This window comes from Rhizobium pantanalense, assembly GCF_030182525.1.
GTDB lineage: Bacteria > Pseudomonadota > Alphaproteobacteria > Rhizobiales > Rhizobiaceae > Rhizobium.
This window is the reverse complement of the sequence record NZ_JAQJCH010000008.1, coordinates 228,431-242,362: the sequence shown is the minus strand read 5'-3', so window position 1 is coordinate 242,362 and position 13,932 is coordinate 228,431. Positions and strand designations below refer to the sequence as shown.

Below are 13,932 nucleotides of genomic sequence, written 5' to 3'. Positions count from 1 at the left end.
AGCCCTGTCTTGCGACGAGAGCTTTCGGCAACCGAAGCGCAATCAGGTGGTACGTTCCGCCGCACGCGGACGCCACTTGATCAGGCGGCCCTCGACGAAATCCAGGACGAGATCGATCAACAGGACGAACACCGCCAGGATGAAGATCCCCGCGAAGACGCCGACGGCGTCGAAGTTACCTTCCGCCTGCGCGATGAGGTATCCCAGACCGGCCGACGCACCCAGATATTCACCGATAATGGCGCCAACGACCGCAAAACCCACGGATGTCCGAAGCGAAGACAAAATCCAACTCGCCGCAGCGGGGAAATAGACGTGACGCAGCAATTCGGCCTTCTTCGCGCCGAGAATGCGGGCATTCGACAGCACGACGGGATTGACTTCACGCACACCCTGCATCGCGTTGAAAAAGGTTACGAAGAACACGAGCGTGACGGCAAGGGCCACCTTGGACCACAAGCCCAAACCGAGCCAAAGGACAAAGATAGGGGCAAGGACCACACGCGGAATGGCGTTCAGGCCTTTGATGAACGGATCGAGGATCCGGGCAGCCGAGCGCGACAGTCCGAGCCATACCCCTGCGGCAACGCCGAGAGCCGTGCCAATGACGTAGCCGAGCACCGTTTCCGTCAGGGTGATGGTCACATGCTTGAAGAAGCCCGGATCGGTGACCCATGTGAATACCTGCTTCAGAATGTCGACAGGCGAAGGAAAGAAGAAGACGTCGATCACGCCCAGGTTCACGCCGACCTCCCAACCGCCGACAATGACCAGCAGCAATGCCAGTTGGGTAAGTCTCTCAGTCATGGCGTTCATAGCTTTTCTCCACTTCACCGCGCAGGGAAGCCCAGATATTGCGATAGAGTTCAGTAAAGCGGGGATCGAGCTTGATCTCCGCGACATCGCGAGGACGCTCCAGATCGACAGGGAAACTGTCGATGACGCGCGACCGGGGACCTGAGGCCAGAACCACAACACGATCTCCCAGAGCAATCGCTTCCTCAAGATCATGGGTAATCAGAACCACAGCCCGCTGCTCTTCCTGCCATAGGCGAAGCAGCTCATTCTGCATCAAATGCCGAGTGTGAATGTCGAGCGCGGAGAAAGGCTCGTCCATCAGGATCACCTTCGGCCCCGTTATCAGCGCCTGCGCCATTTGCACACGCTTACGCTGCCCGCCGGAAAGCTGATGCGGATAGCGGTCCTCGAAGCCTTTAAGACCGACCTTGGCCAGCCATTTGAGGGCTCGCTCCCGGCGCTCGCCAGCGCCGACGCCTTGGAACATCGGCCCCAGTTCCACATTTTCGATCGCGGTCTTCCATGGAAGCAGGGCATCCTGCTGAAATAGATAGCCGATGTTATTCTGGACGCCGGAGACCACGCTGCCATCGATCGAGACCGAGCCCTTTGCCGGCTTCAAAAGGCCTGCGATCGCATTCAGGATCGTACTTTTGCCACAGCCCGTCGGCCCCACAATAGCGACGAATTCGCCATCAGCCACCGTCAGATTTACATCCTGGACCGCGACGAAGGAGCCAAAGGCCATAGTGACATTTTCGATTGCCACCATCGCTTTGGATGACGCCGCAGCATGAGGTGTCTGTGTTGCCGGCTTTAAGGCTGTCACGGACATCTTAACCTCCCTCAGTTCGATGCCGTCGCCGGCACCTTAGCTACAAATTCGTTGGTATAGGTCTTGGAAAGGTCGATCTTGGCAGCCTTGACCTTGTCGTTGAACGACGTCAGGACATCGAGAGGCGTCTTGATATCTTTTTCGTCGAGCAGCCCGTCCGTGGAAAAAATCTGACGCGCGTTTTCAACCGCCTTGATATACGTCTCCTTGTCGCCCGAAATGAATTCCGGCGGAAGCTTTTCGACGATCTCAGCGGCGCTGTGCGTCTTCATCCATTGAAGCGCCTTTACCGTTGCGTTGGTGACCTTCTGAACGGTCTCCGGATTTTTGGAGATATAGTCCTGCGTAGCGTAAAGCACCGATGTCGGATAGATGCCGCCATAGATTTCCTTGGCGCCATCGTCGTTGCGGGCATCGATCAAGATCTTTCCGACGCCCTTCTCGACCACGAACGTCGCCGCGGGATCATAATTTACGAGGAGATCGATCTTGCCCTGCTGAAGAGCTGCAACGGCGGCAGCCCCCGACCCGACGCCGATGATCGAAACGTCGTTCGCGGAAAGCTTATGCCGTTGAAGATAGTAGCGAATAAAGAAGTCCGAGGAGGAACCCGGAGCGGTGATTCCGATCTTGGCGCCCTTGATGGACTCCGGATTTTTCGGATCGAATTTCGCATCTTTGCCGCCGGCCAGAACGAGCCCGGAATTGCGTCCGAGCTCCACGAAGGCAACAACGTGCTTGTTCTGCGACTGCATCTGAATCGTATGGTCGTAAAAGCCGACAGCCACGTCCGTCGAGCCAGCAACCAGGGCCTGCAAGGTCTTCGATCCGCCTGACGCGAAGTTTTCGACGGTAACCTCCAGCCCTTCTTTCTCGTAAAGACCCAGCCCCTGTGCGACCGGGAAAGGCAGGTTGTTGAGGTTGTAGGAACCAACGCTAATGCGGACAGGTTCCGCGAAAGCCGTTCCGGACAGCACGACCGCCGCAGCGAGCGCGAGAATAAGCTTTTTCATTCGATCTCCTCCATTTTGGCACCCTCCCGGCGCCATAGGTTGATTGATTATGCCGCACAAACCAGCGTTTTGGCAGGCTTTGCAAAGACATGGCCCTCGAACAGCCTGCGTGCTGTGCGAAGAATTCCGGCAACGAGCTTTCCATCCCTCAACTGCAACTTCACGTCCAGATGACCGCTGGGATGTTCGATGGAAAGCACGACGGGCGGTGTTTGAACGCCGATAAGGCGGGATGCCACAGTGTTTTCGCTCACACAGGCCGTTGCGATCCCGACAGCGCCGGTCGTCGCCAGCGATGGATGGCATTCATTCGGCATGAAGTAGCGAACGTTCAATGCACCACCTTGTCTGGCGGGAGAGATGAGGACCGGTTTCGGGGTGACTTGACTGCGGACATCCCCCATTCCCATTTTTTCGCCGGCAAGGATACGAAGTTTTTCCAGCCGCTCGATCAACGAATGATTGCCGTTCAGTTCAGCAGCGCTCTCGTATCCGGTCACACCAAGCGAGGCCGCCTCGATCAGGAGCATCGGCATCGCGCAATCGATACAGGTCACATCGATGCCGGCGATTGTCTCTATCGATTTGCCGCTTGGAAAAAGCTGGCCCGTTCGCGCACCCGCCGCATCCTTGAATGTGAGCGCGATCGGAGCGGCCTGGCCGGGTACGCCGTCAATTCTTGCGTCGCCGAGATAGGCTACCGCACCATTCGGTGTCGGAACCTCGGCTTCGATCATCTTGCCGGTGTTGACGTTGAAGATCTTGACGAGGGTGGTGTCCCCGGCGACCGGCACAAGCCCCGCCTCTATTGCGAACGGCCCGACAGCCGCCAGCATGTTCCCACAATTGGGGGAGGTATCGACGATCTGCCTGTCGACGCGAACCTGCGCGAACAGATAGTCTACATCCGCGCCAGGCACCGTTCCCGGTCCGCAGATGGCAACTTTGCTGGTGACCGGGTTTCCCCCTCCGATACCATCGATCTGAAGCGGATGGCCCGAGCCCATCACGGACAAAAGCACTTGATCCCGCTCGACCGGGTCCTGTGGCAAGTCCGACGCCAGAAAGAACGGGCCTTTGGAGGTGCCGCCCCGCATCAGGACACACGGTATGGAGAGCAAATCATTCATGCGTTTTTTCTCGCCAGATAATGTGTTTAACGTATTAATCCGCCTTGTTATTGCTATTATGGAATTAATGATTGATATGTGAAATGCTAAAATCGAGGGTATTGATACGAAATGAACATCAATTGTGAGATCCTTGACCTTAGAGCCTTCCTTGCCGTGGTCGAGCTGCAGGGCTTTCATCGCGCGGCCGATCAGCTGAACATGTCACAACCGGCGCTCAGCCGCCGCATTCAAAAGCTGGAGCAGGCGATCGGCGCGCCGCTGCTGGAAAGAACAACCCGCCATGTCGCCGCCACGGCTCTTGGAACCGAGCTCGTGCCCCTGGTGCAGCGTATGCTCGAAGAATTCGACGGTTCGCTGTTTTCGATGCGGGAACTGGGAGCCAAGCGCGGGGGACTGGTAACGATTGCATGCCTGCCGACGGCAGCATTTTATTTCCTGCCGTCTGTCATTCGCCAGTTCAACCAGGAATATCCAAATATTCGGCTTCGGATCCTCGATCTGACTGCGACCGATGCACTTCAGGCTGTGGCGCGCGGCGAAGTCGAATTCGGGATCAACATCATGGGAAGCTCGGACAGCGATCTGGTCTTCGAAAGGCTGGCCGAGGATCCGTTTGTCCTGGCAGCCAAGCGCGATCATCCCCTAGCGGAAAAGAAAGAGGTCCGATGGCAGGATCTTGAACCCTATCCGCTGATCACGGTTCATCGCTCGAGCGCGAACAGGACGCTGCTCGATGCCGCTCTGGCTAGATCCAACATCAAGCTCAACTGGTTTTACGAAGTGACCCATCTTTCCACATCCCTCGGCCTTGTGGAGGCAGGGCTCGGGATTTCCGTGCTGCCGAAAATGGCGACCCCCCAGGGAGAACATCCCTTCCTGATCACGCGCCCCATCAGAAACCCCGAAATCTCTCGCACCATCGGCATCGTGCGGCGCCGCGGAGGCACCTTGTCGCCGGCTGCAGAGCATTTCATGCGCATGCTGATCGGGGCGTGGCGACAGATTTAATCCATTCCGGGCGGCGGAACGCGCCCATGCAGGAAGCAATGGGGAGACAAGACACAGACGAAGGCGAGCAATGGACAGACTGCTGACTATGGGATGGCCCGCCCCTTCAAGCACATCGAGGATGATTGTCCTCGTTGGAGGAAGACGAGCCGATTCGCGATGACCGATCAACCGCGACTACCTCGACTTGATAGCAAGCTCTCGACGAATCCGCTGACGAAATCAGCCGCATCGCGATGCGCTTTTCGCACGCAACGGTTTGCGCAACCTCGTAAAACATATCGAGCAACTGGTGAGCGCCTTTGCAATAACGTCGCTGGGGGCCAATTGCCCAAGGAATAGCTCAGAGGCCGTTGCCACCCTGCCGTTCTTGATGAAGAGATCAAACGCATTCATCGACCACTTCCTATCCTGATTTCATTTGCGGCGCGCGCGGCGTCCACGACGGCAGCTCCGGTTTTACGGCTATGATCCAGCATCAAAAGCCCTGCCTGCGATACGTCTCCTCTTACGATGGCATCGAAGATGGCCTGGTGCTCGGCCACGGACTCCTTCCATCGCTGCTCCGAAATCAGCGTTTGGTGTCTGTTGTGGACCGATTGCTTGGTCAGGGTCATATGCGTAGCTGTCAGTGCCGCGTTGGCCGCCAGTTCGACAATCAGCGCATGGAGCTTCTGGTTGGCCTTGAAGTACGCCTTCTGATTACGCTTCGAATAGGCCTCGCCCATCTGATGATGCAAGCGCTCGATCTCCGCGAGCGCCTTTGGCGTCATCCTGGAGACCGCGATCTCGATGGCATGTCGCTCGAGCGCGCCAAGGACGTCAAACACATCCATCAGCTCCTCGGCCGAATACTGCCGGACCCGGGCACCGCGCCCCGGCAGAAGTTCAAGCAGCCCCTCGGACGCGAGCAATTTCACGGCCTCGCGCATGGGAGTTCGAGAAACACCAATCGCCTGAGCAAGAGCAACTTCGTTCAATCTCTCACCGGCAGGCAGATCGCCACGACTGACCATCTCACGCAACTTGTCGACCACGTGATGATGCAGGGAGGCGCGCTTTATGGCCACCGCGTATGGTGCTTTCGTCGCCGGATCGTCGTCTTCATCCATGGCCGTTTCCTTGAGCATGATTGTCGCGCCTGCCTCACTGATATCCAACCGAGCAGCAATTAAGCAAGTCAGTTTGATGACTAAAATTAAAGCACCTTGACCACATTGAGGGCATGTAGATAATTACATAAATAATGCACTTTGTAAAGATATATAATATTTTCAATTATTTATGATTTGGCATATTGCTTGCAGGTCATGTTTGTCCGCCACACCAGCAGAAGGTTTCGCCAACATGGCCAAAAGCAAATCCGCGATCGCTCGCATGCAAGCCTATCGCTCCCACACATCCCTTCTGATCGCAGCGACCTTGTCGCTTGGTCTGCTTTATAGCTCTGCCCACGCAGAAACGCCGAAAGACGTCCTGATCGAAGTCGCAGAGCATGGCCCGAACTCGCTCGATGCCATGGCGCCGGCTGCAAACGAATTCAGTCAGATGGCGTCATGGCAACTCTACGATCGACTGATAACGCATGGAACGAAGACCCTGCCGGATGGCAAGGTCATGTATGACGCGGCCAAGATCGAGCCCGAGCTGGCAAAGAGCTGGGAAATCCAGGACGGTGGCAAAACTCTGATCTTCCATCTGCGAGAAGACGCCACCTTCCACGATGGCTCGCCGGTGACCGCGGAGGACGTCAAATGGTCATTCGACCGCGCCGTCTCTGTCGGCGGCTTTCCGACGGTGCAGATGGCAGCCGGCTCGCTGACCGATCCCAAGCAGTTCTCCGTTATCGATCCCCATACCTTCAAGATCACCCTCGCTGTAGCCGACAAGCTCACACTGCCAGACCTTGCGGTCCCGGTCCCGTATGTCGTCAACAAGAAGCTTGCTCTCCAGCATGCAACGGCCGACGACCCGTGGGCGCTCAAATGGACCTCGCTCAACGATGCTGGTGGCGGCCCGTTCAAGATCGGCAGCTGGAAGAGCGGCGACCGAATCGTCTTCGACCGTTTCGACAACTGGAAATCCGGCGCCATGCCGGCGCTGAAGCGCGTCGTCCTTCGCGAGATCGCCTCGCCAGGAACCCGTCGTGCCCTGCTGGAAAAGGGCGATGTCGACGTCTCCGTCGGATTGCCGCCGAAGGACTATGCCGAGCTAGCAGCCGCCGGCAAGGTCAACGTCATCGGCACGCTGATGCAGAACGAACAGTTCAACGTCGACCTCAATGTCACGATGAAACCTTTCGACGACAAGCACGTCCGCCAAGCGATCGCCTATGCCCTTCCCTATGACAGCATCATGAAGCAGGCGCTCTACGAGCGCGGCGAACCTCTCTTCGGCGCCGATCCGGCAACGCCCTTCGCACCGAAGTGGCCGGTAGCTTCCAAGTACAATACCGATCTTGACAAGGCCAAGGCGCTTCTGAAGGACGCCGGCTATGCCAACGGTTTCAAGTCTGACCTTTATATCGACATGAGCCAGACGACGGTTCAGGAGCCGATGGCGCTGCTGATCCAGGAACAACTGAAGAAGATCGGCATCACCATCGAGATCCACAAGGTGCCCGGCTCCGAATGGTTCGCCAAGATGGGTTCGAAGAGTATGCCGATGGACATCAACTATTTCTACGGCTGGCTGGACTATCCGGAATACTTCTATTTCTGGACCTATGACGGCAAGAACAACAGCGTGTTCAACACGGCGAACTACTCGAACCCGGAACTGGACAAGCTGATCGAACAGGCCCGCTTCGAAAGCGATCCCGCGGCCTACGACGCGATCATCACCAGGATGAACACTATTGCCATGGATGAGGTGCCGCGCGTGCCCGTTGCCCATTTGTATTCGGACATCGCAATGCAGAAGAACGTCAAAGGCTACGTTTACTGGTTCCACACGCATCTCGACCTGAAGTCGATCTCGAAGGAATAGCACGGAGGCCGGGGGCGTCCTCGACGGCAGTTCCCCGGCATCTAACCCGTATCGGCCAATTGCTTAGAAACGTGATGCGCGGAGATTGAGTTCATGAAGATAGCCCTGAGTTTTGCAAAGCGGATCGCGACGGCGATCCCCAGCATCATCGGCGTTGTCGTCGTCACGTTTCTGCTGGCGCGGGCGCTGCCCGGCGATGCGGCTGCCTATTATGCCGGATCCTCCGCAACGCCCGAAAGCATTGCCCAGATCCGCAAGGCTCTCGGGCTCGACAAACCACTCTGGTTTCAATTCGGCGACTATACCTCGCGCCTTCTTCATGGAGATCTCGGCATTTCGCTCTCCAGCGGCCAGCCGGTGTTTCATGATCTTGTCACGCGACTGCCGGCATCGATCGAACTGACGCTCTGCGCGCTTATGTTCGCCATGCTGATCGGACTGCCGCTCGGCATCGCGGCCGCGACACGCCCGGGAAAGGCGATCGACCATCTCTGCCGCATCATCGTCTCTGTCGGAGCAGCCTTCCCTACTTTCTTCGTCGCCCTGGGACTGGTCTATTTCTTTTATTTCAGGCTTGGCATCGCGCCGGAACCGCTCGGTCGCCTGAACGACACATACTTTTCGATACCACCGACGATTACCGGTCTCTATCTCGTCGACACGCTGTTGGCAGGCGACATCCAGGCATTCTGGGCCTCCCTGTCTCAGCTCGTGCTTCCATCCATTTCGCTGGGGCTTTTCGCGCTAGCGCCGATCGCCCGCATCGCCCGCGCCTCCATGCTGGCTTCCCTTTCCAGCGATTTCTGTCGCACCGCGCGCGCCATGGGCCTCTCTCGAACCAGGATCGTCTACGGATACGGCCTGCGCAACGCGATGCTGCCCGTCATCAATATTCTCGGCATGGTCTTTTCCTTCCTGCTCGGCGCCAATGTACTGGTCGAGCAGGTCTTCGCCTGGCCCGGGATCGGCGCCTATGCCGTCAATGCCGTCATCACGTCGGATTATGCCGCCGTCCAGGGTTTCGTGCTGATGATGGCAATCCTCTACATCCTCCTCAACCTCATGGTCGACCTCGCCGCGGCCGCGATCGATCCGAGGGTTCGCTACGATGGCTGAAACCACCTCATCAAACATGCAGGCCAGCACCTTCTGGCGAGATGCCAGGCATATGGCTGGCGAAAACAAGCTAACGCTGGCCGCAGCTCTGATCCTGCTGCTCTTCGTCCTCGTTTCGCTATTGGCACCGTGGCTCGTACCCTACGATCCGCTGGCGGTGGAGCCGGCCGCGGCCCTGAAGGCGCCGAGCCTGGCGCATCCTTTCGGAACCGATGCGCTAGGCCGCGACATCCTCAGTCGGGTTGCCATCGCCACGCGGCTCGACATCGGCATGGCGATCGGCGCCGTCGTGTTGTCGTTCGTCTTCGGGACGGCGACCGGCGCAATCGCCGGCTATTTCGGTGGCTGGACGGATGCCATCATCGGCCGCTTCATGGATACGATCATGGCGTTCCCGCTCTTCGTCCTGGCGATGGGCATCGTTGCGGCCCTAGGCAACAGCATCGAGAACATCGTGCTGGCGACGGCCATCATCAACCTGCCGTTCTATAGCCGTTTCGCTCGAAGCGAGGTCAATGTCCGCCGCAACATGACCTTCGTCGAGGCGGCGAGAATGGGCGGCAACCGACCGTTCCGGCTACTGGCGTTCCATATCGTGCCGAATATCCTGCCGACCATGATGGTCCAGGGATCCCTTAATCTCGGCTGGGCGATCCTCAACGCGGCCGGTCTTTCCTTCATCGGCCTTGGCGTGCGGCCTCCAACGCCGGAATGGGGCATCATGGTCTCGGAGGGCGCCTCCTACATCTTCTCCGGCGAGTGGTGGACCTTCGTCTTTCCCGGCGCGGCACTGGTCATCACAGTTTTCTGCTTCAACCTGATCGGCGACGGTCTCAGAGACATTATCGACCCAAGGAGGCGCACATGAGCGTACCTCTGCTTTCCGTAAAAAACCTGAACGTCGATTTCCGGACGCGATCGGGCACTGTGAAGGTTCTCAATGATGTCAGCTTCTCCCTTGCAAAGGGCGAGATCCTCGGGATCGTCGGCGAAAGCGGATCGGGCAAGTCCGTGCTTTCCTATGCCCTGATGGGGCTGCTCGACGACAATGCCGCGATCACGGCGGACAGGGTAGAATTCGGGGGAATCGATCTGGCCGGCCCGACCTCGCCGCTCGCATCCATTCGCGGTCGCGAGCTGTCGATGATCTTCCAGAGTCCGCGCACCGCCCTCAACCCGATCATGCGGGTTGGGCGGCAGATCGAGGATGTGTTGCGGCGGCATGGCCCGGTCTCCCGGGCAAACGCCAAGGCCGCGGCCATTGCCGCCCTTGCGCGCGTCCGCATCCCGGATCCAGAGCGATGCTATGCAGCCTACCCCTTCGAGCTCTCAGGCGGAATGTGCCAGCGCGTGATGATCGCCATGGCGCTGTCTTGCTCTCCGTCATTGCTGATCGCCGACGAGCCGACGACGGGACTCGATGTCACGACCCAGGCGGTCGTCATGGATCTGATCCGCGACCTTGTCCAGGAGACCAGAATGTCGGCCATCCTGATCACCCATGACCTCGCCCTTGCCGGGGAATATTGCGACCGCATCGTCGTAATGCATGCCGGCCATATAGTGGAAGTCGCACCGGCCGGTGAACTGCAATCGCATTTCGCACACCCCTATACGAAAGGGCTTTTCGCCGCGACGCCCACGGCGGAGACGGAGCTTGAGCACCTGGCTTCTATCCCGGGCAGCCTGCCCGATCTGCGAGGCGAGCTTCCGCCATGCAGATTCCTGTATCGCTGCGACCGGCGACAGCCGGACTGCCAAACCGCGCCGACCCCGCTTCGCCCGATCGGTGGTGATCACTCCGTCCGCTGCAGGCACCCGCTATGAGCGCTCCCTCCTCGCCACTCGTTGAAATCCACGGTCTGTCGAAACACTATCCCGTCGGTACCTTCCGCCGGAAAATGCTTCACGCCGTCGACCAGGTCGACCTGACAATAGCTGAGAGTGAATGCATTGGTCTCGTCGGCGAATCCGGTTGCGGAAAATCGACGCTCGCCCGGGTGCTCGCCCGCCTGATCGATCCGACAGAAGGCGGGATAAGGCTCTCCGGCGTCGAAGTCGGAAAGATGCCGGCAAAGGCGTTCGGCGGATCGCCTCTGCGACGGGACATCCAGGTCGTGTTTCAGGATCCGACGGAAAGCCTCAATCCGGGCTTCACTGTGTTTCAGGCGATCGCCGATCCACTGAAGCGTCTCGTTGGTGGCCCCGGCAGGGAGATCGCCGACCGGGTGCTTGCAGCGCTGGACGATGTCGGGCTGCCGCGGGAATATGGCAGCCGCTATCCGCACCAGCTGTCGGGCGGCCAGAAAGCCCGCGTCGGCATCGCGCGGGCAATCGCCGTCAATCCGAAGCTTCTCGTTCTCGACGAACCGACATCTGCACTCGATGTCTCCGTTCAGTCGCTCATCCTCAATCTCCTGTCGAAACTGCAGAAGCAGCGAAACATGAGCTATCTCTTCGTGTCTCATGATCTCAACGTCGTCCGGCTTCTCTGCGACAAGGTCGCGGTTATGTATCTCGGACGAATCGTCGAATTCGGACCCTCAAAGTCCGTCTACTTCAATCCGCGCCATCCCTACACCCAGGCGCTGATCGACGCCATTCCTGATCCAGAACGGAAGAATTCCGCGCGCACGAAACTCGAAGGTTCAGCCTCCAGTCCGATCGATCCGAACCCGAACGCATGCCGCTTCGCTGGCCGCTGCCCGGTGGAACTCCCGGTCTGCACGCAGGCCATGCCGCCCCTGACACCAGGCGGCGACGGCAATCTGGTGGCCTGTCATCGCGCGGCTGAAGGCGATCCATCATGACCCGAATTCTGCTCCTCAACCCCAACACGTCGACTGACGTAACGGATCTTCTGGTCCGGGCAGCGGGCCCCTTCCTTTCGGTCGGATCGACGCTCATTCCCGTGACCGCGCCCCGCGGCGTTTCCTATATCGCAACACGGGCGGAAGCCGCGATCGCATCGAGCATTGTTCTGGATGTCCTGGCGGAACGGGAAGGTACTTTTGATGTCGCCCTCGTCGCCGCGTTCGGCGATCCGGGCCTCGGCGGCGCACGGGAATTGATGCCGGTCCCGGTGATCGGCCTTGCCGAAGCCGCCATGCTCAGCGCCTGCATGCTCGGCCAGCGCTTCTCGATCGTGTCCTTTTCGCGCGCGCTCGGACCGTGGTTTCGCGAATGCGTGGCAATGCACGGCCTGCTCGACAGGCTGGCAAGCATCCGGCTTCTCGACGGACCATTCACATCGCTGGCCAATGTACAAGACGAGAAGGAAGAGCTGCTGGTCGAGCTGGCGCGCAGGGCCATTGAAGACGATGGCGCCGACGCCATCATCCTTGCCGGTGCGCCGCTCGCCGGCCTCGCGGCACGCGTCCGCGACCGAATCCCAGTGCCGGTGGTGGAATCCGTCGTCGCCGCCGTCAAACAGGCCGAGCTTCTCGTCGCCCTCAATCCGAAAAAGGCATCCGCCGGCAGCTTTCGCCGACCGGACCCGAAACCGTCCATCGGCCTTTCGGCAGCGCTCGAACGTTCGCTGCTGGCAAGCGCACGCTCGGCATCGCCCCGGCACGAAACACTCTCATAGCAGGAGGATACCCATGCCTATCGAAGAATACCCGACCCTGTCAGCCCGCACGATCGCGCAGCGCGTCTCTTCCGGCGCGGTTTCGACCCGCGAGATACTGGACGCCGCATTCAAGGCTCTCGACAAGGTCGAGCCGATCATCCATGCCTTCGCGACACTTGCGCGCGAAGAAGCCTATGCGGCTGCCGACGCGCTTGATGGCAGGATCGCCCGCGGCGAACCGGTTGGCCCTCTCGCCGGTGTTCCGGTCGCAATCAAGGATCTGGTTCTGACGAAGGGCATACGAACCACCTTCGGATCCAACCTCTATGCCGACTATGTCCCCGATGCCGATGACATCGTCGTCGAACGGCTGAGGGCCGCCGATGCCATTATTCTCGGAAAGACGAATGTCTCCGAGTTCGGCTTTGGCGCGCATGGCAACAATCTGCTGTTTCCGGCCACCGGCAATCCATGGAACACCGAACGATCTCCAGGCGGCTCCAGCGCAGGCTCGGCAGCAGCCGTGGCGGCCGGTGTCTGCCCCATCGCCATCGGCAGCGATGGCGGAGGCTCCGTGCGTCTGCCGGCAGCCCTGTCCGGCCTGGTCGGCATAAAGGCGGCGATGGGCCGCGTACCCCTGTGGCCGGGATGCCGCGACATTTCGCTTCCAGGCGTCTCGGGCTGGGAATCGATCGAGCATATCGGCCCCATCGCCCGTGACGTTGCCGACGCAGCGCTCATGCTCTCCGTTATCGCCGGCCCCGATCCGCGTGACCGCTGGTCCATACCCTGTGCCGATCTCGACTGGACCAGCATCGCCCCGCTGCCCCGCGGCACGAAGGTCCTCTACTGGCCGACCTGGTATGACCACGCGATCGAACAGGCGCTGAAGGATGCAACGGACAGGGCAGTCTCGCTGGTTGCCGGTGCCTGCGGACTGGAGCTGGTGGTCGGTGCTCCGCCTGAAATCGCCGTGCACGCGACCTTCAAGGCCATGGTCGCTCTCGAAACCGACCTGACCGGCATGCGCAAGCTTCTTGCAGAAAAGCCGCTTCCCGTCTCTAAGGCGGTGACAGATCTGCTTGCCGAGTCACGACCTTTCGAGGATGCCACGGATGCCATCACCGCCCGTAAGGCCTTCGTCGATGAAATAGCGAAGGTGATGAGCGGCTGCGATTTCATACTGACGCCCACTCTTTCAGTCACTGCCTTCCCCAAAGACCAAGACGGTCCGTCGACAATCGACGGCAAGCCCATTGCCCCCTACGAATGGTGCCCCTTCACGTCGCCCTTCAATCTGACCGGTCAGCCGGCCGCCAGCGTACCGTGCGGCCTCGTCAATGGCCTACCGGTCGGCCTGCAGATCATCGGTCCCCATCTCGGTGACGCGCAGGTGCTTTCGGCGGCTGCAGCCTTCGAGGCAGTTCTGCCGAAAATTGGCCGCCCGCCCATCCATGCATGATCAACCCT

General features: G+C 59.4%; 13 protein-coding genes. 8 read left to right on the top strand and 5 right to left on the bottom strand.

What is annotated here, in order from left to right; genetic code table 11:
• Positions 1–42: 42 nt before the first annotated feature.
• The 4 genes from PH558_RS21465 to PH558_RS21450 form a co-directional block, all read right to left on the bottom strand.
• The gene (locus PH558_RS21465) at positions 43–816 is read right to left on the bottom strand and encodes an ABC transporter permease (protein ID WP_285206342.1); all 774 of its coding nucleotides are present in this window, start codon (positions 814–816) and stop codon (positions 43–45) included.
• The gene (locus tag PH558_RS21460) at positions 800–1,570 is read right to left on the bottom strand and encodes an ABC transporter ATP-binding protein (protein WP_174718665.1); all 771 of its coding nucleotides are present in this window, start codon (positions 1,568–1,570) and stop codon (positions 800–802) included. The genes PH558_RS21465 and PH558_RS21460 overlap by 17 nt, the downstream gene beginning before the upstream one ends.
• Before the next feature lie 74 nt (positions 1,571–1,644).
• Positions 1,645–2,646 carry an ABC transporter substrate-binding protein gene (locus PH558_RS21455; RefSeq protein WP_113406925.1) on the bottom strand — a complete coding sequence of 334 codons (1,002 nt, stop codon included), beginning with the start codon at positions 2,644–2,646 and terminating at the stop codon, positions 1,645–1,647.
• Positions 2,647–2,693: 47 nt separating this feature from the next.
• Positions 2,694–3,776, bottom strand: coding sequence for a 4-oxalomesaconate tautomerase (locus tag PH558_RS21450; protein WP_285206541.1), 1,083 nt, complete (start codon positions 3,774–3,776; stop codon positions 2,694–2,696).
• 111 nt (positions 3,777–3,887) lie between these two features.
• On the opposite strand from PH558_RS21450, the gene PH558_RS21445 reads away from it, so the two are divergent.
• Entirely contained in the window at positions 3,888–4,787 is a 900-nt protein-coding gene (locus PH558_RS21445) for a LysR family transcriptional regulator (protein ID WP_095438812.1), read from the top strand.
• Between the two features lie 392 nt (positions 4,788–5,179).
• On the opposite strand, the gene PH558_RS21440 is transcribed toward PH558_RS21445, so the two are convergent.
• On the bottom strand, positions 5,180–5,899 hold the full coding sequence (locus PH558_RS21440) for a GntR family transcriptional regulator (RefSeq protein WP_244575462.1): 720 nt from the start codon (positions 5,897–5,899) through the stop codon (positions 5,180–5,182).
• Positions 5,900–6,134: 235 nt separating this feature from the next.
• Here PH558_RS21440 and PH558_RS21435 point away from each other — a divergent pair, with 235 nt between their 5' ends.
• From PH558_RS21435 to PH558_RS21405, 7 genes are all read left to right on the top strand, one after another.
• On the top strand, positions 6,135–7,775 hold the full coding sequence (locus PH558_RS21435; RefSeq protein ID WP_285206341.1) for an ABC transporter substrate-binding protein: 1,641 nt from the start codon (positions 6,135–6,137) through the stop codon (positions 7,773–7,775).
• A gap of 93 nt (positions 7,776–7,868) precedes the next feature.
• Entirely contained in the window at positions 7,869–8,891 is a 1,023-nt protein-coding gene (locus tag PH558_RS21430) for an ABC transporter permease (protein ID WP_285206340.1), read from the top strand.
• Positions 8,884–9,759: an ABC transporter permease gene (locus tag PH558_RS21425; RefSeq protein ID WP_285206339.1), complete on the top strand. Its 876-nt coding sequence runs from the start codon at positions 8,884–8,886 to the stop codon at positions 9,757–9,759. Before PH558_RS21430 ends, PH558_RS21425 begins: the two co-directional genes overlap by 8 nt.
• Complete coding sequence (locus PH558_RS21420) at positions 9,756–10,718, top strand: ABC transporter ATP-binding protein (RefSeq protein ID WP_285206338.1); 963 nt, start codon at positions 9,756–9,758, stop codon at positions 10,716–10,718. Before PH558_RS21425 ends, PH558_RS21420 begins: the two co-directional genes overlap by 4 nt.
• Positions 10,715–11,701 (top strand): ABC transporter ATP-binding protein, encoded by a 987-nt coding sequence (locus tag PH558_RS21415; protein ID WP_095438806.1) that lies wholly within the window; start codon positions 10,715–10,717, stop codon positions 11,699–11,701. Before PH558_RS21420 ends, PH558_RS21415 begins: the two co-directional genes overlap by 4 nt.
• Positions 11,698–12,480 (top strand): aspartate/glutamate racemase family protein, encoded by a 783-nt coding sequence (locus PH558_RS21410; RefSeq protein WP_095438805.1) that lies wholly within the window; start codon positions 11,698–11,700, stop codon positions 12,478–12,480. The genes PH558_RS21415 and PH558_RS21410 overlap by 4 nt, the downstream gene beginning before the upstream one ends.
• Before the next feature lie 13 nt (positions 12,481–12,493).
• Positions 12,494–13,924, top strand: coding sequence for an amidase (locus PH558_RS21405; protein WP_285206337.1), 1,431 nt, complete (start codon positions 12,494–12,496; stop codon positions 13,922–13,924).
• Positions 13,925–13,932 lie beyond the last annotated feature (8 nt).